We start from the raw sequence: 21,094 nt of genomic DNA, 5'->3' as shown, positions 1-21,094 counted from the left end.
ATCCCGTATTATTTTGTGAATATTAAATCTAATAAGCAAAATCCAAAAAATACAATCCCAAGATAACCATTAACAACAAAGAATGCTTTTGGAATATTGTGAAAGTTTTTTGAAACCAAAAAATGTTCATAGGCAAGGGCAAAAACAGCTATAATTAATCCAAACCACATTAAGAATCCTCGATTGGATTGCATGATAAAAAGTCCCCAAAAAATCAATGTCAAAAGATGAAAAAGGCGTGAAATCCAAAGTGTATTTTGAATCCCAAAAACTCTCGGCACAGAATGCAATCCTTCTTTTTTGTCGTGTTCTATATCTTGCAAAGAATAAAGCAAATCAAAGCCTGCTACCCAAAATAGCACACCACAGCATAGCCATACACTCCACAATGGAATCTCTCCACTCACTGCAGCTACCCCAGCAATTGGTGCTAATCCAAGTGATAGCCCCAAAACCAAATGGGCTGCTGAGGTAAATCGCTTCATTAAAGAATAGCTAGCTAAAATCAATAAAATAGGCACGGAGAGATAGAAACACAAAGGATTGATTAACCATCCCATAAAAATAAATACAATAGCATTAATCAAAATAAAAACAAGCATTGCAAAAGGGGAGATTCTACCATCAACACTTGGGCGATTTTTGGTGCGCGGATTGGTGCTATCAAATTTTCTATCTGCATAGCGATTGAATGCCATTGCAAAATTTCTAGCACTAATGCTTGCAATCACCCCAAATGCAAAGAGTTTCCAGCCAAACCAGCCATTTGCTGCAGTAAGCATTGCAATAAAAATAAAAGGCATAGAAAAAATGCTGTGTTGAAACATTACAAGTTCGCTAAAATCTTTGATTTTTGCAAACATTATTTGACTCCTAGTGATATGATTTTTTTAAATCCATCGCTTACAGATAAATCTGACATTTTAATATTTTTTTGGTGGATTCTTAGAATAAAACCAGAAGTAGGATTTGGCGTTGTTGGGACAAAAACCCAATAATATTCCCCTTCTTCTTTGGTGATAAAGCCCATTAGCTCCATTTCTCCGACATTGACATAAGCTACACCCAAATAACCTTCTTTATTTTTGCCAGAAAATATGTGTAAGACTTCTTTGATTCCAGAATAAATACTTTTTACAACAGGAATCTTGCCGATAATGATTTCTGTGATTCTAATGAGCAAAAATTCTTTATTTTTATCTACCAAATGCCCGATATAATACAACAAAATAAGGCTAATAGCAAAGATTAAAAGCGTAATAAATAAATTAGAATTAGTAATGCCAAAAATAGAGTAAAAAATCGCTGCACAAAACTTATAAACAAAAGAAAAAATCCAAAAAAGCAACAAAAAGGGCAGAATCGCGAAAATGCCTTTGCTAACTTTTGCAATGAATTGATTCACAAGATTCCTTTGAAAATAAAAAATAATGTAGAATTTTAACTGATTTTCATAAAAAAACCAAATGTAAATTTTGGTGTGTTTGGAAATATTGAGTAGATGGGTAATTGATGAGTATTGAGCGTGTAATGGTGGCATAAGATGGGCTAGATTATGGAGTTTTTGCAAAAAGATAGATTCCATAGATATAATAAATCAAATTCACTCCAAAAAGCGTATAAAATGCGTAGCGATAGAAAATTGCTAGGAGGGTTAAGAAATTACAAAATAAAAAGAAAAATAGATTTGGTTGTAAGGTGATAGTGTGCGTATCAATATTAACCCACCACAAGAGTAGCAAGTCTAATAATCCACCAAAGCCAAAAAAATGTGCTAATAAAATCAAAGGATAATAAAGAGTAAAAAGCGGAGTGAAAATCAAAGAAGTGAGGGAGAGGGGAGAAAATGGAGGAAAAAAGTAATAAACAATAACCCCCATAAGAAAAAATGTAAAGACATTGAGAAAAAATCCATAAAGTAATTTTTGAAATAATGTGCGTGGAATCTTAAAATATTTGAAAAATAGCAAAATATATAAAACTCCAAAAGATGAGAAATAAAAGCCAACTGAAAAGATGAGGGAGGGAAAAAAGCTAAGTAAAATTCCAATACTCCAAAAAAAGGATTCTAATTTTAAAATATCTAGTCCTTTAAAAATTAGGAAAAATGCTACACAAGACATTGCTAAAGCCCTAAGGTAAGAAGGGGATTGTGTGAGTAAAAAATAATAAACAATAAGCAATAATAAAACTAGCATTCCCAAATCAAAATAGCGATTGCGGTATGGAAAATAACGCTTATGTAGAGGCGAATAGATTAATCCTAAGATGAAAAATCCTATGGCACTTAGGATTCCTGTATGGTAACCAGATATGGCAAAAATATGTGCAATTCCATAGCTTTGAGCAAGATCCCTCCAAGGAAGTGGTAAAGGATCTGATAAAAAAAGCGAAAGATAGTATTCTCCCATTAATTGTGTTTGGTGTTGGCTTAAAATAAAATCCCTAAGAGGCTTTCTAAAATCCTCCCCTTGTAAAAGCGAAAGGTTAAAACTTGGTGCATAAAAGCCTTTTAGAAAATCCACAAAACTAACTTGCTTTAAAATAATGTTTAAAGAGATTCTTTTGTTTTTGAGATTCTTTAAGTCTTCCCACGAAGTAGTATAAAAAGTTCCAAAATTGCTTTGGAGTTTTAGGACATAATAGCTTTTATCTCCTCGCATTTTTGTGTATTGCAAAAGCACATTAGCTTCAATTTTGGCGGATTTTTGGGATTTTAGGGTGTGGAATTGATAATATTTGTAGCTTAGGGTGCAACTTAAGATAGCAATTAAAAAGAGCAAAAAAACCAACCTCTCTTTTTTGCTGAAAAAAAGAGGGGGAGAGAGGTTATTCATTAGAGGGTGGTTAAAATTTCCAAATCAAAACATCTATTTTGGAGTTTTCTAAAACATCCAATGCAAAAAAGCTAATTTTGCCACTTGTAGGCAGTGCAATTAATGAAGCATTTTTGCTTTCTGCGACACTTAAGAGGCGAGTATAAGAGAGAATACCACTATCTAATATCATTTCTTTTTTGCTGCCTTGGAAGTTTTTTAGGAATTTTTTAGCTATTTCTTTGGCTTTGTTTTCGGCATTTTGGTTGAAATTTGTAATTTGTTCATCATCAGCACCATAATGCCCTAATCGAATCTCAAAAGGGCGATTAATCATATGATAGAAAATCAAGTGAGCCTCTGGAAAGATTCTTTTTGCAATCTTTGCAATTTTGGCAGAAGAATCGCTAAAATCTGTCGGAGAGAAAATATTGATATAATCTGGCAAACTTTCGTTTTTAGCAACAAGGACGGGAATTGATGATTTTTTGATGATTTGTTTGGTAACAGAGCCAAGCAAAATATCTGTCAAATGCTGTGTCTCTCCTGTGGCACCTACACATAAGATTTGGCATTTGTATTCTTTGATGTGTTTATTGATTTCTTTATGGATAGTGCCAACATAGCAAAATTGTCGCATTTCTATTTCTAGGTTTGGAAAATTATCTTCAATGAATTTTGCTAGAGCTTCTTTGCCTGCTTTTTTATCTTTTTTGGGGTTGTGGAAGATTGAATATTCCACAATATGCAAAACATCTAAAGAACATTGGAATTTTTTTGCAAGATAGATTGCCTTTGTAAGTGCCATAAGACTTTTTTTTGAGAAGTCTGTTGCGACTGCGATTCTGTTTTTCATCTTTGAAAGTCCCCCTTGTATTTTATGTATAGATTATACAGGTAGAAACTTTCAAAGCAAAGAAAAAAAGAAAGTATTTTTTTATTTCTCCAAAAAGGTGTAAAAACTACCCATTTTTTATAAAAAAGTTTAGAAAAAATGATTTTATAATAGAGCTAATAATAGATGCAGATGAGTTTAAGAGGTTTTATAAATTAAAAGAGTTAAAGAGGTACAAAATACAAAAATTAGTATATTTGATGATTAATAGCTTTTAAATAAGTCTTGGTGTCTTCCTATGCGATAAAGACTTAAAATTTCTTTATCTCTTTGATATATTATTATCAAATCGCTAAAAATATGGCATTCCATATAATTTTTATAATCTCCACCTAATGGATGCGGTTTTAATTGTGGATTTAAAATATCATCGTTTGCAAGTTGTTTAATCACTTCATCAATAGCATTTTCACTCCAACCTTGTTTCAAGACTTGTCTATAATCTTTTTTGAAAGTGTTTTTAATGTCAATTTTTCTCATCATTCATCACTCATTAAGGCTTTTTTAGCTTCATCAAAATCATTAAAAACCCCTATACTTGTATTATTGTTTAAAACATTAATTGTTTTACTATTTGGAATATTATTTTTTTTGTTTTTTTTGGAACTAAAAGATTCTTTTAATTTTTTTTGCAAAAATTTAAAAATCTCTCTATTCTCTTTTAATTGCTGGTTTAACTTTTCTGATTTTCTTTGTGTTAGATTTAAAGCATGTATTATTTCTTTTTGTGTTGCATTTTCATATTTAGCATAATCAAACATAATTTACCCTTTTGCTATTTTGATGGCACAATTATATCTAATATTGTTTAAACAAAAAGTTTGTGTGAGTTGTTTGGTTTGAAGAAAAACGGAGATAAAAAATTCCAAAAAAGAAATAATAGAAAGCTTTGAAAAATGCCCTTTTGTGCAAGAAATGCAAGGGCATTATAATATTTATTTAGTTTAAATTTTGATTAAAAAGTGCCAATAAATCCACCACCTAAAACCTGATTCCCTTCATATAATACTAGGGCTTGCCCGTTTGCTACTCCATAAGCGGCTTCTTTGAGGTGTGCTGTGATAATGTTTTGGTTGTTTTTGTTTTCTAGGCTAATTTTAGCTGGAATCTTGTGGCTTTTGTAGCGTATTTTGACTTCACAATCTATTTGCCTTTTGTCTTCAAACCATTCTTGTGGCAAAGAGAGATTGAGAGCTTGAACTTGTGTGGTAGCTAATTCTTCTTTGTCTCCCACAATGATAGTATTTTCTTTGGGATTGATTTTTAGCACATAATGTGGAGTAAGTGCGCCTTTGATTGTAAAGCCTTTGCGTTTTCCTATGGTGTATTGCATATAGCCTTTGTGTGTGCCAATTTTATTGCCCTTGCTATCTAGCACATCTCCTGTTTTGTTGGTGTTGTAGTGTTTTTGCAAAATATCAATGTATGAATTTTCAACAAAGCAAATTTCTTGAGAATCTTTATAAGTCTCTAGTGTGCCAAGCCAAGGAAGTTCCTTTAGTGCAATGGGTTTGATTTCTTCTTTTTTTTTGTCTCCAAGTGGAAAAATAATTCTATCAATCCATTCTTGCTTTAAACCAAAAAGAAAATAACTTTGATCCTTATGTGTATCCACTGCTTGAGCGATTCTGCCATTTTGGATTTGTGCATAATGTCCTGTTGCAACAAAATCGCAATTTAACTCTTTGGCAAGCTTAAAAGCAATGTGGAATTTTACATTAGGGTTACACATTGCGCATGGATTAGGCGTTAAGCCTTGTTTGTAAGATTCTACAAAATAATCATACACGCTTTTTTTAAAAAGCTCTCTTTCATCAACAATTTGATAAGGAATCTTAAGATATTCAGAGCATTTTTGAATATTTTGTGTGTAGTATTGATGTTTTTCATCTTTGTTGTGAAGCTTAAGGTAAATCCCATAAACGCTGTAACCTTGTTTTTGTAGTAGATATGCACAATAGCTTGAATCCACGCCGCCGCTCATTAATAATAAAACTTTTTTCATAATTTTTTCCTCTTATATTTTATGTTGTTTTCTTTAATATTAAGTTTTTGGGGCTTGAATTGTAGCTAAAAAGCCTTAAAATAGAGCTTTTATAAGAAAATATAGTGAAATTTATTTTAATTTTTATTATAGATCTTTTATGATGGACTAATTTTTTGATAAAAGAGTTTTTGGTTTAAGAGAAGTTTATTGTCTGTATATTTTGCCCATTGGATTTCTAGTGCGAAAATATCCCCTTTGATGAGTTTTGCATAAGGGAAATGAGAATAATAAATCTCTTTTTGCATTAAAGAAGCGTCTTTAAAAAGAGCTTTGATTTGTAGTCCTTTAAGCAAAGATAGGTTTTGATGATCTTTAGCAATTGTGATTCCGATTTTTGGGCTTTTTTGTGCAAGTTGAATATGCTTTGAAGTTTTGTCGCTTTTGATTAAAAAGGTTAAATTTTCTGCATCAAAGGCGTAATAGCAATTGGCAACATACACGCCATCATCATCTATGGTGCTCAAAGAAAGCAAATGATTTTGTCTAATAAAGTCTAATATCTTTAAATCCATCATTGTTTGAACCTTTTTAGTAAGGGTATTATTTTGCATTACAATTTTGTCGCCTTTGATTTAGCTTATAAACCAAGCATTAAGATATTCCATAATTTTTCAACTTCCAAATCCTCCAAAAACTCTCCTTGCAAGTTTAGCCATTGTGCGATGTGAGATTTTTGGAAGGTTTCACCTTGAATGCAAGATTTATGCCCGCAAATAATACCACGACTAATTGCGATTTCATCAGAAGTTTCTTTCTCGCATATTATACAAGTGGAGAGTGGATTTTTCCTGCCTTCAAAATTGAGTAATTGTGCATAAAGATTCAAAATGCACCGCTTAGATTCTTCTTTGTGGAGGCGTTTAGCACCTTCCTCTAAGTGTTTAAAATAAAAGGAATCAATATGATTAATATCATGTAAATGTTGATTGAGTAATTTTAGGTATTGTTGCCAATAGTAGCGTTTATTAGGTTCTCTCTCCCAAGCAAAGCCCAAATGCATAGGCTCTCTTAGTTTGCCAATTTCTCGCAAATCTTGCTCGATGATAAAGTCAATTTTATTCCCCAAATGAATAATGCTATGCCTAGCCCCATAGAATCTATAAAGTGTGTGAATGTGATTAGAAGTTAGGATTCTAACAAGCAAATCTTCTTCACGCACTTTATGTGTGTGCAATATGAAACCTTGCAAAAACGCCTCTTAAAATTCTAAAAGCCCATCAGTTGGAGAGCTAGCCGTTGCATAAGGCTTTTTGGGGATTCTTCCTGCTAGATAACTTGCTCTCCCAGCCTTCACTGCTTGTGCCATTGCTTGTGCCATTAAAATAGGATTTTTAGCTTGAGCAATAGCGGTATTAGTGAGCACACCATCAGCACCAAGCTCCATTGCAATTGCCGCATCAGAAGCACAACCAACACCAGCATCAACAATCACAGGAATCTTGATAGCAGATTTGATAAATGCTATATTATAGCGGTTTTGGATACCAAGTCCGCTTCCAATAGGGGCAGCAAGTGGCATAACAGCACTTGCACCAGCGTTTTCTAAATGTTTTGCCATTACAGGATCATCGTTGCTATAAGCTAATACCACAAAGCCATCTTTGGCTAAGGTTTCACAAGCTTTGAGTGTTTCTAAAACATCAGGATAAAGAGTTTTTTGGGTATCTCCAATAATTTCAAGTTTAATAAAATTAATCCCGGTTGCTTCCCTAGTTAGCCTAAAAAGCGTAATAGCCTCATTAGCATTAGTGCAACCAGCGGAGTTTGGGAGAAATTGTATTTGAGTATTTTTAAAATAATCCAAAAGATTCTCTTCATTTGGATTAGTAATATTCACTCGACGCACTGCAACGGTGATCATTTCAGCTTCAGAAGCAAGAGTAGCTTCATAAGTGGTTTTAAAATCAGGGTATTTTCCACTACCTACAATAAGGCGACTTTTAAAGCTTTGATTTCCGATTATTAAAGTATCATTGTTCATAAATATCCTTGTAAATTTTAAAATTTATATTAAAGATAGCGAATTTGTGTAATTAAATCAAGGGGGCTTAGAGAGAAATCTGCACTTTTTTTGCAAAAATTTCTTGCACAAAGGCTGTGGGCTAAAGTTCCTTGAATGCAAGATTCTAAAGGAGAATAGCTTTGAGCCAAAAAGCCCCCAATCATCCCTGCTAAAACATCGCCACTACCGCCTTTTGCAAGAGCATTACTCCCCAAAGGATTGATGAAAATTTCCCCATTTTTTGCAATAATGCTATTAGCGCCTTTTAAGATGAGCGTAATGTTGGGGTATTTTTGTGAAAATTCTAGTGCAAGAGAAATGCGATTTTTTTGGATTTCTTGAGTAGAAATTTCTTGATGACAAAGCGTTTTTAAAATCGTTTGAAGTTCTTTTGGGTGCGGAGTTAGGATAAGATTTTTAAAATTCTGTGTGAGATTTTGAAAATCTTTGTGATAAAAAATATCTGCATCTAATAAAAGTGGAATTTCTTTGAAATTTTGGAGAGATTCCAAAGGTAATGGGGTTTCTTTGCCAAAGCCCATTCCCAGCAAAATGGCAGTTGTGTTTGATGGGATAAAGCAAGAGTGCATAATCTCATAAGGAAGGTTTGGAAGTGGAGTTTGACTAATGATGCTGACTAGTCCCGCACCTATTTTAAATCCGCTAAGGGCAGCTAAGATACTAGCACCGCTTTTTTCGCCACCAAAAACACTTAAATGTCCAAAACTACCCTTATTGCAGTTTTGTAGCTTTCTTTTTGGGGCTTTGAAATCTTGAGATTCTAAAAGCCTAAAAGAGGAATCTGTGTTAAAAATTTGTTGGCTAATGCCAAGCTCTATGCAGTGGATTTCCCCTACAAAATCCTTTGCTAAATCGCTAAAAAGTGCAGTTTTTAAAGCCCCCATTGTAAGGGTAAAATCCGCCTTAAAGGCAAATGCTCTATCATCTAAGATACAAGGATTCCCGCTTTTGTCAATTCCACTTGGGATATCACAGGCGATTTTTGTTGCACAAGATTGATTGAGTAATGCAATAAGGGATTTTAATTCATCTGATAACTGCCCTTTAAATCCGATACCAAAGATTCCATCAATGATGAGATTGAATTGTGCAAGAGTGGAATTATCAAGGGTGGATAGAAATTCAATCTCGCAGCAAAGAGAGACTTTTTTTAGGCGTTCATATTGGAGTTGGCATAGGGGGCTTTTAATCCCTAGGGGCAAAAATATCCCCAAAGAGTATTTGCCAGCCAACATTCTAGCCAACGCTAGACAATCCGCACCATTATCACCACTACCGCAAACTAAAAGGATTTTGGAGTGTTTATCAAATTGAGAACAAATAAATTCTGCCATACCTCTAGCGGCATTTTCCATTAAAATTTCAGAAGGGAGTAAAAAATCTTGTGTTGCACGAGAATCAAGAATCTTAGTATCAAAAAATAAATTTTTCATTTTCTACCTTAAGCAAAATTGATAGTTTGGGATTAAAATTTATTTGCAATCTTAACAAAATATGCTATAAATCCAAAATTAATTTTTAAGAGTGAATGGATGGGTTATAGGATAATTATTTTATGTTTGATAGTTTTTTTGGGCTGTGAAAAACCATTAGAAAATAAAGAATCTAATAACACCAAAGAAACACAAAGTTTTATTCCTAATGCTAATTCTTTGAGCGATGATAAAGAGCAAATAGAAACTCCAAAAAAAAGTGCATTAAAACAACACATAGAGAATCTAAGTGAGCAGTTGCGTCAAAAAAATTTGGATAATTTGCAAATGCAACATAATGGCACAAAGGAACATATTAAGCATTTTGAGGAATTTTATAACCGCAAAGATTTACCAAAAGACAAAAGCCAAAAAGGGCAAAATTCATACCAAAATCTTAATAAGGCTTATGAGTTGCAATTACAACAAATGGAAAAATTACAACAAAAGAATGATGAAATTTGGTAGATTCCTCAAATTCTTTACTTAATCGTAAGTATCTTTTGAATATAATAAAAAATTTCAAGTGCTAAATTGTGAGGTTTTTATGGCAAGAAGAATTTTGATAAAGTTTTCTGGTGAGGCTTTGGCTGGAGAGAGTGGCTTTGGGATTGAGAGTGGAATCCTTGATTATATTGCAATGGAATTAAAAACACTTGTAGATAATGGAATTGAAGTGGGAATTGTCATTGGTGGAGGGAATTTTATACGAGGTGTGAGTGCATCAAAAGGTGGCATCATTAGGCGGACAAGCGGCGATTATATGGGTATGCTTGCAACTGTGATTAATGGAGTAGCAATGCAAGAGGCATTGGAATATCACGGGCTTGATGTGAGAGTGCAAAGCGCATTAGAAATCAAAGAGGTGTGCGAAACATATATCAATCGTCGTGCAATGCGTCATTTTGAAAAGGGGCGAGTGGTGATTTTTGTCGCAGGGACAGGGAATCCATTTTTTACCACAGATACCGCAGCGACTTTGAGAGCAGTTGAGATTGAAGCAGAAATGATTATCAAAGCAACAAAAGTTGATGGTGTGTATGATAAGGATCCAGCAAAATATTCTGATGCAATAATGCTTAAGCAAATTAGCTATGAGCAAGCACTTAGGGATAATATTAAAGTAATGGATGATACTGCGATTGCTTTGGCAAAAGATAATGCGTTGCCTATTGTGGTGTGTAATATGTTTAAAAAAGGGAATCTTCTAGCAATCCTTAAAAATGAGGAAAATGCTATTTATTCCAAAGTTTCAAATTAATTAAAGGATAGAGAATGAGAACAGAACAAATCGCTTCTAAGGCTTTAGAAAAAGTAAATTTTGATAGATATTTATTATCTAATATTCTTTTTGCAAGAATTGATGAGCTAAGTAGGGGTGCAAAACCACTTGTCAATAAAAATGTCAAGACAGATAAGCTTGCCGATATTGCATTGCTAGAAGTAGCCGAGGGGAAAATCGGATTAGAAAAAGTGGAGGATTTGCAAGGCTAAGAATCTTTTAGATTCTATGTGATTGTTTAGGGTAGAATGTGAAGTTTTTAGACAAAGTTGCTGCAATTAATAGTCCGCAAAAAGCCACAGAATTGCTTTATAGTATGGTGGAGATAACACCAAATATAGAAGCAGCCATTGCTTTTGCTACACAAGCACACAAAGAGCAAAAAAGACGCAGTGGAGAGCCTTATATCGTGCATCCATTGCTTGTTTCTTGCATTGTAGCCCATTTTGGTGGCGATGAAGTAATGGTGTGTGCAGCACTTTTGCATGATGTGGTAGAAGATACGCAATACACGCTTGATGAAGTAAGAAGAGATTATGGCGATGATGTTGCTTCTTTGGTAGATGGATTAACCAAAATCGTTGCCATTAGGGCAGAGGAATTGCCCGCTTCACATTCTAATGAGAAGCTTGTTGTAGCGGCTTTGAGTTTCCGAAAGATGTTAATTACTTCAGTAAAAGATGTGCGGGTTTTGGTAGTCAAATTGTGCGATAGATTGCATAATATGCTAACACTTGGTGCCTTGCCTCCAAATAAACAACGCAGAATCTCTGAAGAAACTTTGGTAGTTTATGCTCCAATTGCACATAGACTAGGAATCTCAAGCTTAAAAAATGAGCTAGAAGATAGAAGTTTTTTTTATATTTTTCCACAAGATTACCGCAAAATAGAAGATTATTTTTTAAACCATAAGCAAACAATTCAATTAAAACTTAATGCGTTTATGCAAAAGGTCAAAAAAAGCCTTATCCAAAGTGGTGTGCCAGAGGGAGATTTCCATTTAGAAAGCCGAGTGAAGCGGCATTATTCAATTTATCTCAAAATGCAACGCAAAGGCATTTCTATCGAAGAAGTTTTGGATTTGCTTGCTATTAGAGTGATTGTTAAAAATGATTTGGATTGTTATAAAGTGCTTGGAATTTTACACTTGCGTTTTAAGCCTATTATGTCGCGGTTTAAAGATTATATTGCCTTGCCAAAGGAAAATGGCTATCAGACAATCCATAGCACCCTTTTTGATGATTCGGCTATTTTTGAAGTGCAAATCCGCACAGAAGATATGCACAGAAGTGCAGAGTATGGAATTGCTGCACATTGGAAGTATAAAATCGGTGGCAATAGCGGTCCGAGCCTTGATTGGCTCAATAAATTACAATTTCAAAATAATTCAGTAGAAGAGTTTTATGAACTTGTAAAAAACGATCTTTATCGGGAAGATATTGTTGTTTTTTCACCCGATGGGGATAATTATTCTTTGCCCATTGGTGCGGTGGTGTTGGATTTTGCTTATGCGGTGCATACAGAAGTGGGGAATCGCGCAAAAGAAGCTTATGTGAATAATCAAAAAACTTCTCTACTAACCACTCTAAAAAGTGGCGATATTGTAAAAATCATCACTGCAAAAGAGACGATTTTGCGTTGTTCGTGGATAGATGCGGTCAAAACTTCAAGAGCCAAAAGTCAAATTAAAATGAATTGTGCTTCAAGGATTAAAGAAATCGAGAAAAAAAGTGCGATTAATATCATTGCGACTATTTTTGAAAAAAGTGCAGAAGAAATCGAAATGTTTGTAAAAGAAAATGGACTAGAAGAATCTATTTACAAAGCAACAACCGATATTGCTTTTTTGAAAGATATTAAAAATCGGATTAAAAATTATTATAAACAAAAAGCGGGATTTCTAACGCAAATTAAAATCCGAATTTTAAAACTCAAAGAATTGTATTTTGATAATTTAGTCATTCAAACTAACCACACAATCAATCAAGCTGTTTTTGATTATTGCTGCCACCCCAAATTTGGAGATTCTATTATTGCATTTAAAAGTGGTTCTAAAGCATTTGTGCATCATAAGCTTTGTGATAGGGCGTATTTGGAGATTCAAAAAGGTGTAAAAATGCTTTATGTAAATTGGCTTGGCGATAGATTGCAGACTTATAAACTTATCGTTGCTTTGGAGAATCAAAGAGGAGTTTTGGCAAATTTCTTGCAATTTTTGGCAAAATGCGATATTAATGTGCTAGGTGTCGAGCTTGGTTCTCAAAAAAGCACTTATGCAACCCATTGCGAGGTGCGTTTTGAAACACATATTTCGGATGTGAAGGAGCTTAGAGCATTGCTTGGAAATAATTATAAAATCATTGATATTAGCGCTTTTAAAGACGCATATGCAAATTAAGGAGAATAGATGAGTGTAGAAAAGCAAATAGAGTTGGCTTTAGAAGAAATCCAAAGAGGAACACAAGAAATTATAGGTTTGGATTATATTAAAAAGTTAGTAAGCGATTATTTCAAAGAAGGAAAAACCTTTAAAGTCAAAGCAGGATTTGATCCAACTGCACCAGATTTGCATTTGGGGCATACAGTGCTTTTGCAAAAACTAGCCACCTTTCAAAAATATGGAGGTAGGGTTTATTTTCTAATCGGTGATTTTACAGGGATGATTGGTGATCCATCAGGCAAAAGTGAGACAAGAAAACCATTGAGCAAAGAGCAAGTTTTGGCTAATGCGAAGACTTATCAAGAGCAAGTTACAAAGGTATTGGATTCTTCTAAAATGGAGATTGTGTTTAATTCAAAATGGCTTGATGAGCTTGGAACGCGTGGAATGATTGAGCTTTCTGCCAAATTTTCAGTCGCAAGAATGCTTGAAAGAGATGATTTTGAGAAACGGTTTAAAGCACAAAGTCCTATTAGCATTGTAGAGTTTTTTTATCCTTTGTTGCAGGGGTATGATTCTGTGGCTTTGGATTGTGATATTGAATGCGGAGGGACAGACCAGAAGTTTAATTTGCTAATGGGTAGGCATCTACAAAGAGCTTATGGTATGTCCAAAGAACAATCAGTGGTAATGGTGCCTTTATTAGAGGGCTTAGATGGCGTCAATAAAATGAGTAAAAGTTTGGGTAATTATGTGGGAATTACACAAGAACCAAAAGAAATGTTTGGGCGATTATTGAGTATTTCTGATAGTTTGATGTGGCGTTATTATGAGCTTTTGAGCGCCAAAAGTTTGCAAGAAATTGCAGAGCTTAAAGAGGGGGTAGAAAAGGGAAGTTTGCACCCAAAAGCAGTCAAAGAAAACCTAGCCTTAGAAATCATTACTCGCTATTATAATAAAGAAAGTGCAGAAGCAGCAAGAGAGGAATTTATCAAGGTTTTTAGCAAAGATGAATTGCCAAGTGATATGCCAACTTTTGAAAAAAATGCTGGAATCTGGATTGCACAATTGATGAATGAATGTGCCTTAAGCACTTCTAGCTCGGAAGCTTTGCGGCTCATTAAACAAGGTGGAGTAAAAATCAATGGAGAAAGATTAACTGATACAAAGCTAAATTTAGAAGCTGGAGAATATGTTATACAAGCTGGGAAGCGTAAATTTGCGCGTATATTGATTAAATAAAAAGGGAAATTATGCCATATAAATTAGAATTAAAACCTCTCAAAATAGGAAAATACACAATACCTCTCCCGATTTTTCAAGGTGGAATGGGCGTTGGGATTAGCTGGGATAATCTAGCTGGAAATGTCTCCAAAAATGGTGCATTAGGGATAATTTCTTGTGTTGGGACTGGATATTATAAAAATAGTGCTTTTGTTCAAAGAGTGATAAAAAATCGCCCTTTTGATACGATTAATTTCTATTCCAAAGAATCTTTGTTGGAAATTTTTAAAAATGCAAGGAAAATCTGCGGAGAAAATCCTCTTGGTGCAAATATTTTGTATGCTATTAATGAGTATGGGAGAGTTGTCCGTGATGCGTGTGAGGCAGGGGCAAATATGATTATCACGGGTGCAGGATTGCCTACAAATATGCCCGAATTTACAAGCAATTTCCCAAATGTTGCACTTATTCCCATTGTTTCATCGGCAAAGGCTTTAAAAATACTTTGCAAGCGTTGGGAGGGAAGATACAAAAGAATGCCCGATGCGGTTATTGTAGAGGGTCCTTTGAGTGGAGGACATCAAGGGGTGAGTTATGAGGATTGTTTCAAGCCAGAATATCAGCTAGAGAGTATTGTCCCTGAAGTTTTAGAAGAAAGCAAAAAGTGGGGAGAGATTCCTATTATCGCAGCAGGTGGGATTTGGGATAGAGCAGATATTGACAAAATGATAAAGTTGGGGGCAAGTGGTGTGCAAATGGGAACTCGATTCTTGGGGGCTAGTGAATGTGATGCAAGGTATTATAATGAGCTAATGCCAAAAATCAAAAAAGAAGATATAGAGTTGATTAAATCCCCAGTTGGTTATCCTGCAAGGGCGATTGTTACCGGCGTGATTAGGGAATTACGCGAGGGGAGAAAACCAAAAATCGCTTGTATTAGTAATTGTGTCGCACCTTGCCATAGGGGCGAGGAGGCAAAAAAGGTAGGATATTGCATCGCAGATGGTTTGGGCGATGGGTATTTAGGAGATCCTATCAAAGGCTTATACTTTACAGGTGCAAATGGTTATAGGATTGAAAAAATCCAAAGCGTTAAAGAAATCCTTGATGAACTAACCAAATGATGAGATTTGTTATCGTAGTTTGCTTTTTTTGTAGTTTGTTGATGGGGGGAGGTTTGGAAATACTCTCTGTCAAACAAACGCAAAATGGAATTACTTTGAGATTCAATCAAACAATCACTAAAAATCACTTCAAAAAGTTTGTATTAGAAAATAAACAAGAATTGCGTTATGTGTATGATATACAAGCCTCTCTTATGGGGAGTGCAAAATCATTTGAAATACAAGGGACAAAAATCAAAATCGCACAAAATTCCCCTACCAAAGTGCGTTTGGTGATACAAACGCCCAAAAAACTTGAAATAGCCCTAGCAGTCTCGCAAAAACAAGCAAGTTTTACTTTTCCAAATACAAATAACATTTCTATCCCTATGCTTTTTGGCAAAGATACTTCCAAAAATTCAAAAATCAATACAAACGACAAAATTATCGTAATAGATCCCGGACATGGCGGCAAAGATTGTGGTGCAGTGGGCGTCAATAAAACTTGTGAAAAAAATGTAGTTTTAAAGATTGGATTGTATTTGAGGGACAATCTCAAAGAGAGAGGATACAAAGTCTATATGACACGCAGTAGTGATAAATTTGTAGGTTTGCGAGATAGGACGAAGTTTGCCAACAACAAAAATGCAGATTTATTTATCTCAATCCATGCTAATGCTATTATGGACAACAAAGATGAGCTAGAAGGGGTAGAGAGTTATTTCCTCTCCACAGCAAGGAGCGAGAGGGCAAAGAAAGTCGCAGCTTTGGAAAACAAAGATGATATTGAAGCGATGAATTATTTTTCTAAACAATCTTTTTTAAATACGCTAAACACCCAAAGAATTATCGCTTCTAATCGTTTAGCAATTGATATTCAATATGGAATGTTAAGCTCTCTAAGGAAAGAATATAAAATCGTCGATGGCGGTGTGAGGGAAGGTCCTTTTTGGGTTTTAGCAGGGGCGGTAATGCCATCAGTTTTGTTAGAAGTGGGATATATCACACACCCCAAAGAGGGCAAAAGACTCTCACAAACCAAATTCCAAAAAAACATTGCCAAGGGAATTGCCGATGGCATTGATAGTTATTTTATTAGAAATCCATAAGGAAATAAATTGAAAAAAATCACTTTACCACATTTAGTTTTTTCATCTTTGTATTTTGTATTAGCATTTTTCACGATTCTAACTTTATTTTTGAGTGGGGCTTTTAATGATTTCAAGCAAATGTTTCGATTAGTAACACAGCCATTTGGAATCTATTTTTGCACAGGGGTTACCTTTTTGCTCTGTGGAGTGATAGTGAGTGTTTTTAATATGGTGAGGATTTATTCTAGCCATTTACCCAAATTATATAGTGCGATGATTTTTGTCGCATTGTGTGTTTTTGGCACTTTTTTGTATTATGAACTTTTTGTGTTGCAAAGAACTTATTATGATATTTTTTCGCTAGAGGATTCTTTGAAATTTGCGACAAATGAGAATGCTTTTGATAAGAGCTTTTACCAAATGGTAATGGATTATAGTTTTTATTTGTTTTTTGTGGTTTTTCCCTTTATTATTTACTTTTTCAAACTCAACTTTGACAAAAGCACCAAAATAGGCAAAATTTTGCAATTAATGCAGCCAAATATTAATGTAATGATTGTAACTTTGTTTGGTTTTGCTATTACTTCCCCTATGAAATCCACAGCGGATTATATTGATTTTGCTTTGCTGCTAATAGGGTTATTGATGGTTGGGTTTCTTTGTTTGAAGCGAAAATATCTCATTGGATTCTATGAATTTTTAAATCTTTTGCTTTTGCTTGTGAATTGTTTGATTATCTTTTGTTTTTCTTATTTTTTCGTAGATGGAGAATCTTATTTTGAAGTGCGAAAAGCCTTTTATTTCTTAGCCCTTTTTGGTTGGTGTAATATCTGGATGATGAAGCTAATCATCAAGCCTAATTATAAAGATTAAATTATTATTTAACTTTTACTAAATCATTTATATAATTTTGTTATAATTATTTTATTTTTATTTCATCAATTTTATCTCAATTTAGTAGTATAATTCTCTTTATGAATTTATAAATAAAAAGACTTTTCTTTATTTTATAAATTTAAATATCTTATAAAGGAGATAAAATGTCAAACAATCCTAATTCTGTCGTAGTATGGGGGGGGGGGGGCAAATAAGCCTTTAACTAACTCTTTAAACACTCTCAAAAACTCAAAACCCCAAAAACTTACTAAGAATCCTAAAAAGATTCAAGAATCCAAAAAAGATTCCAAAACCATTAGCAAAATTGGTATTTCTATCATCGCTAGTGTGTTATTGTCTCAAAACTTAGCGGCTTTACCTGCTGGTGGTAAATTTATCCATGGAAGCGGAAGCATTATCAAAAATAGTGGAACAATGACTATCACAGGAAATAACAAAAACCATGTAATTGCGTGGGGTGGTGGATTTAATATTAATAATGGAGAAAGGGTAAATTTTAACGGAAGTGGCAAAGCCTTTTTGAATCTTGATTATTCCAACAAAGCCTCTAAGATATTAGGAACTCTCAATGGCAATGGCAATAATATCTATCTAGTCAATCCAAGTGGAGTGTTAATAGGACAAGGGGCGAGTGTCAATGCAAATAAATTTGGAGCTTTTACTTCAAGTTTGGATAAAGCACTCAATCAATTTGTAGATGCAGCCAAACAAAATGGCGATCAAAATGCAGTGAATTTCTCCCCTGTATTTACTCGTGGTAGCTTGAAGGGTAATGTTATCAATATGGGGACTATTAATGCAAATAATATTACTTTGGTAGGTACTGAAGTGAGGAATCTAACCTCAAATGGCACCATAGATGTCCAAGGAAAATACAATAATGGTAGCGATCCTAATAGTTTGCGTATAATAGGAAATAAAATCTTTTTGGATGTTGAGGGCGTTAAAAATAAGCAAAATATTCAGCTTATAGGAACTAATGGTATCGGTCAGCCTGATCCTCAAATTACAGTCCAAATGGCAATGAGCACTTTTAAAGCTAACGGACACAAGGATTGGATTAAAAAAAATTATAGTATTAATGGACAAGACCTTGGTGGTGGAACTTGGTATGTTCATCGTATCATCACCATTGGTGCTGAAGGTGGTTGGAATGATTTTGCAAATGCTTGGAATGGTAATATAAACGAAACAAGAAGCATAAATGAATTTAAATTAATCAACAATCTTAATTTCAATGGTGTTGATTTTGTTTCTGTTGGCAAACCTGATAATAGTGGGTTTAGTCGAATCTTCAATGGTAATGGCTACACAATGTCAAATATCACACTTGATAACAATGACGCTTCAAACAATGGTGGTATAACTATCGCCGGCGTATTTAACAAAATCGGTGGAGGCACTATCAAAAACCTAACTATTGATACAATCAATGCAAATATTAACGCAAGTGCAGATACAATATACCTTGGTGGACTTGCAGGGCAAATCAATGGTGGAAATATCAATAATGTTACACTCAATAACATTGATTTGCAAGGTAGAATGGAAAATACTCATGCAAATAGTGGGCCAAATGACAATGGTTATGTAGGCGGATTTGCAGGGGTAATCAATGGTGGAAACATTAACAATGTTGTTTTGAATAATATTAAAAATCTCTATTTGTATTCTAATCAATTCAGCGGAGCGACAATGTTTGTGGGTGGATTTGCAGGGAGAATTGCAAATGCAAATGGTAACTCTAAAACAACTATTAATAATGTGATTTTAAACAAAATCGGAATTTTGCAAAATGATGTAGTTACAGGTATGGCTGCTAATGCAAATATCGCGATTGCTGGCTTTGTTACAGAGCTTGGTTCTGGTAATTCTATTAGCAATGCTTCTCTTTATTTTGATGAAAATACAAAATTTATACCGGCATCTGTTAGAGATTATAATTCAGATAGTCGTAATCGATCTAAAACCTTTTATTATCATACAAATGGACTTGGTAGCTCTCTAAGCAATATCAATATTTATTATAATACTAAGTATACAGATACGCGTTATGGTCCCAGTGCAGATGTGGGATATAATGTTGTTCGAATTAATGGTCAAGATAGACTTTATTATACTGCTAATGGTGTAATCAATGGTATTAGGAACACTGCATTGAAAGGGGAAATTGCTGATGGACATTATGGCAGTCAAGATGTGAATTTTTACCATTATGATGCAGTATCAAATGATAAGGGGTTTGAAGGCGAGGTAAAGGCATGGCATCCAAATATAACTGCTAGTAATTACAATTACTCTTGGGTGAAACAAGAGAGAATCTCAAGTACTTATCCTATGAATAGTAGTCTCAACACAAGCGGTGATTACCAAACTTTGATTAATACATATCTCCCTCAAATTATCGATGATATTTTGGAAGCACATTATGGGGTAACTATCGAAAATAAAGATGGCTCATCAACACAAGCTACTTTGCAAGATATTATGAATCGAATTACTAACATTCTCAATGCAATCAATAACGGAGAGGGCGAAGGAACTGCAGATAGCAAAATTACTAATTTCTTAAATAATATTTTGATTGATAAAAATAATCCACAGCTAAAAGAATCTATCAAACAATCCATTAATTTCTTGCGTGCTTTTTATGATGGGTATAATGGTAGCAACAGCAATGCAGTAACCAAAACTCACTCGAATCTTTTTAGCGGAGATGCCTATACCAACGCTACAAGCAAATACAGAGATTCCATTAAAGGCGGTATGACAAATCTAAAAAATACAATTAATGGTAAATTAGCTGATATTAAAACGCTTGAGGATACTTTGAAGAAACTTGCTGATGCTTTAAATAAAGCACAAGAATTAAACAATCAAGGAGCACAACTCAATACGCAAGTAGAAAATATTAAAAATCAAGTTGAAACTTTGGATGGTGAAATTGCAAAGTTACAGCAAGATATTAAAAAGGCAGAGCAAATAGGGATGAAACCCCAGTATATTGCGTTGATGAAAAAAGATCTTGAAGCCATGAAACAACAAAGAAGCGACCTCAAAACAGAAGTTGCAAACATTATCGATCATCAAATTAAAGTGCTTAAAGGCACCGATTTGGCAAATCTAATCAAAGAAGTTGATGGCTATGTAACAACCATTAATGGCATAAGAGAAGGATTTATCAACGATCTTAAGATTAATCAAGCTCAAGACATTGATGTAATGGCAGGAGGAGCTAAAGGAAGCTTTACTTACTATGGGGTTGATGCTTTGGTACAAAATGATATTCAAGATAATATTAATGTTCCTCTTCCTATAGATTCGATTCCACTTATTCCATTAGAGCCATCTAAACCGGTAGATCCAACACCTGATCCAAACCCTGATCCAAATCCAGATCCTAATCCTAATCCTAATCCTAATCCAAACCCTAATCCAGATCCTGATCCTAATCCAGATCCAAACCCAGATCCTAATCCTAATCCAGATCCAACACCAAATCCAGATCCAAGCGATCCTGACAATGGCGGTGGCGACAATGGAAACAATGGAGACAATGAAGACAATGGCTATGAAGGTGATGATACCGTCAATAATAATGGTGGATATGATGCAAGATTAGCTTATCTAAACTACAAAAGAGAAGTTTTAGAATTACCTGCTGAAGAAGAAACAAGTATTGAGATTAATGAAGGTAGGGAAAAAGGTAGATTATGTATTGTAAGTGATAATGCTAAGACAAATAATCCTTGTATGGCTATTACTTATTAATATCATTTAGCTTAGGTTAATCCTAGGCTAAAGATTCTAAAAAGAGTTAAATTAATCAATGGAGTTTGATTGCTTTGATTCTTTTTAGAATCT

At 34.2% G+C, this 21,094-nt stretch carries 20 protein-coding genes; 9 read left to right on the top strand and 11 right to left on the bottom strand.

The window, feature by feature from the left end; genetic code table 11:
• Positions 1 to 8 precede the first annotated feature (8 nt).
• The 11 genes from mqnP to EL247_RS06655 all read right to left on the bottom strand — a co-directional run bounded on the left by mqnP (position 9) and on the right by EL247_RS06655 (position 9,214).
• Complete coding sequence (gene mqnP / locus EL247_RS06705; protein ID WP_005022702.1) at positions 9 to 863, bottom strand: menaquinone biosynthesis prenyltransferase MqnP; 855 nt, start codon at positions 861 to 863, stop codon at positions 9 to 11.
• Positions 863 to 1,405, bottom strand: a complete 543-nt coding sequence (locus EL247_RS06700) for a DUF502 domain-containing protein (protein ID WP_005022703.1) — start codon at positions 1,403 to 1,405, stop codon at positions 863 to 865. The genes mqnP and EL247_RS06700 overlap by 1 nt, the downstream gene beginning before the upstream one ends.
• A gap of 148 nt (positions 1,406 to 1,553) precedes the next feature.
• Positions 1,554 to 2,783, bottom strand: coding sequence for a ComEC/Rec2 family competence protein (locus tag EL247_RS06695; protein WP_077247101.1), 1,230 nt, complete (start codon positions 2,781 to 2,783; stop codon positions 1,554 to 1,556).
• Positions 2,784 to 2,847: 64 nt separating this feature from the next.
• Positions 2,848 to 3,672 (bottom strand): universal stress protein, encoded by an 825-nt coding sequence (locus EL247_RS06690; protein WP_065826375.1) that lies wholly within the window; start codon positions 3,670 to 3,672, stop codon positions 2,848 to 2,850.
• Between the two features lie 243 nt (positions 3,673 to 3,915).
• On the bottom strand, positions 3,916 to 4,194 hold the full coding sequence (locus tag EL247_RS06685; protein WP_232019749.1) for a type II toxin-antitoxin system RelE/ParE family toxin: 279 nt from the start codon (positions 4,192 to 4,194) through the stop codon (positions 3,916 to 3,918).
• Positions 4,191 to 4,472: a hypothetical protein gene (locus tag EL247_RS06680; RefSeq protein WP_104745810.1), complete on the bottom strand. Its 282-nt coding sequence runs from the start codon at positions 4,470 to 4,472 to the stop codon at positions 4,191 to 4,193. Before EL247_RS06680 ends, EL247_RS06685 begins: the two co-directional genes overlap by 4 nt.
• 194 nt (positions 4,473 to 4,666) lie before the next feature.
• The gene (gene mnmA, locus EL247_RS06675; protein WP_054195611.1) at positions 4,667 to 5,716 is read right to left on the bottom strand and encodes a tRNA 2-thiouridine(34) synthase MnmA; all 1,050 of its coding nucleotides are present in this window, start codon (positions 5,714 to 5,716) and stop codon (positions 4,667 to 4,669) included.
• Between the two features lie 137 nt (positions 5,717 to 5,853).
• Positions 5,854 to 6,270 carry a pyridoxamine 5'-phosphate oxidase family protein gene (locus EL247_RS06670; protein ID WP_104745826.1) on the bottom strand — a complete coding sequence of 139 codons (417 nt, stop codon included), beginning with the start codon at positions 6,268 to 6,270 and terminating at the stop codon, positions 5,854 to 5,856.
• A 65-nt stretch (positions 6,271 to 6,335) separates the two neighbouring features.
• Entirely contained in the window at positions 6,336 to 6,932 is a 597-nt protein-coding gene (gene recO / locus EL247_RS06665) for a recombination protein RecO (RefSeq protein WP_230845518.1), read from the bottom strand.
• A 24-nt stretch (positions 6,933 to 6,956) separates the two neighbouring features.
• The gene (locus EL247_RS06660) at positions 6,957 to 7,739 is read right to left on the bottom strand and encodes a thiazole synthase (protein ID WP_060663212.1); all 783 of its coding nucleotides are present in this window, start codon (positions 7,737 to 7,739) and stop codon (positions 6,957 to 6,959) included.
• Positions 7,740 to 7,768: 29 nt separating this feature from the next.
• Entirely contained in the window at positions 7,769 to 9,214 is a 1,446-nt protein-coding gene (locus EL247_RS06655; RefSeq protein WP_104745809.1) for an NAD(P)H-hydrate dehydratase, read from the bottom strand.
• Positions 9,215 to 9,340: 126 nt separating this feature from the next.
• Between EL247_RS06655 and EL247_RS06650 the strand changes: the two genes are divergently transcribed.
• From EL247_RS06650 to EL247_RS06610, 9 genes are all read left to right on the top strand, one after another.
• Positions 9,341 to 9,721, top strand: a complete 381-nt coding sequence (locus EL247_RS06650) for a hypothetical protein (protein WP_224757658.1) — start codon at positions 9,341 to 9,343, stop codon at positions 9,719 to 9,721.
• Positions 9,722 to 9,800: 79 nt separating this feature from the next.
• Complete coding sequence (gene pyrH, locus EL247_RS06645) at positions 9,801 to 10,514, top strand: UMP kinase (RefSeq protein ID WP_005022719.1); 714 nt, start codon at positions 9,801 to 9,803, stop codon at positions 10,512 to 10,514.
• Positions 10,515 to 10,528: 14 nt separating this feature from the next.
• Positions 10,529 to 10,747, top strand: a complete 219-nt coding sequence (locus EL247_RS06640; RefSeq protein WP_005022722.1) for a DNA-directed RNA polymerase subunit omega — start codon at positions 10,529 to 10,531, stop codon at positions 10,745 to 10,747.
• Positions 10,748 to 10,785: 38 nt separating this feature from the next.
• Positions 10,786 to 12,933, top strand: coding sequence for a RelA/SpoT family protein (locus tag EL247_RS06635; RefSeq protein WP_005022723.1), 2,148 nt, complete (start codon positions 10,786 to 10,788; stop codon positions 12,931 to 12,933).
• 9 nt (positions 12,934 to 12,942) lie between these two features.
• Positions 12,943 to 14,157 carry a tyrosine--tRNA ligase gene (tyrS, locus tag EL247_RS06630; protein WP_104745807.1) on the top strand — a complete coding sequence of 405 codons (1,215 nt, stop codon included), beginning with the start codon at positions 12,943 to 12,945 and terminating at the stop codon, positions 14,155 to 14,157.
• An 11-nt stretch (positions 14,158 to 14,168) separates the two neighbouring features.
• Entirely contained in the window at positions 14,169 to 15,263 is a 1,095-nt protein-coding gene (locus tag EL247_RS06625) for a nitronate monooxygenase (RefSeq protein ID WP_005022726.1), read from the top strand.
• The gene (locus EL247_RS06620) at positions 15,260 to 16,351 is read left to right on the top strand and encodes an N-acetylmuramoyl-L-alanine amidase family protein (RefSeq protein ID WP_104745806.1); all 1,092 of its coding nucleotides are present in this window, start codon (positions 15,260 to 15,262) and stop codon (positions 16,349 to 16,351) included. The genes EL247_RS06625 and EL247_RS06620 overlap by 4 nt, the downstream gene beginning before the upstream one ends.
• A gap of 9 nt (positions 16,352 to 16,360) precedes the next feature.
• Positions 16,361 to 17,206 (top strand): hypothetical protein, encoded by an 846-nt coding sequence (locus tag EL247_RS06615; protein ID WP_104745805.1) that lies wholly within the window; start codon positions 16,361 to 16,363, stop codon positions 17,204 to 17,206.
• Positions 17,207 to 17,563: 357 nt separating this feature from the next.
• Positions 17,564 to 21,001 carry a hypothetical protein gene (locus EL247_RS06610; protein ID WP_126442124.1) on the top strand — a complete coding sequence of 1,146 codons (3,438 nt, stop codon included), beginning with the start codon at positions 17,564 to 17,566 and terminating at the stop codon, positions 20,999 to 21,001.
• Positions 21,002 to 21,094: the final 93 nt, after the last annotated feature.

Origin of the sequence: Helicobacter pullorum, assembly GCF_900638355.1 — a bacterium.
In the GTDB taxonomy this organism is placed as follows: domain Bacteria; phylum Campylobacterota; class Campylobacteria; order Campylobacterales; family Helicobacteraceae; genus Helicobacter_D; species Helicobacter_D pullorum.
Note: the sequence above shows the minus strand (reverse complement) of the source record. Positions and strands in the feature narration are given on the sequence as shown.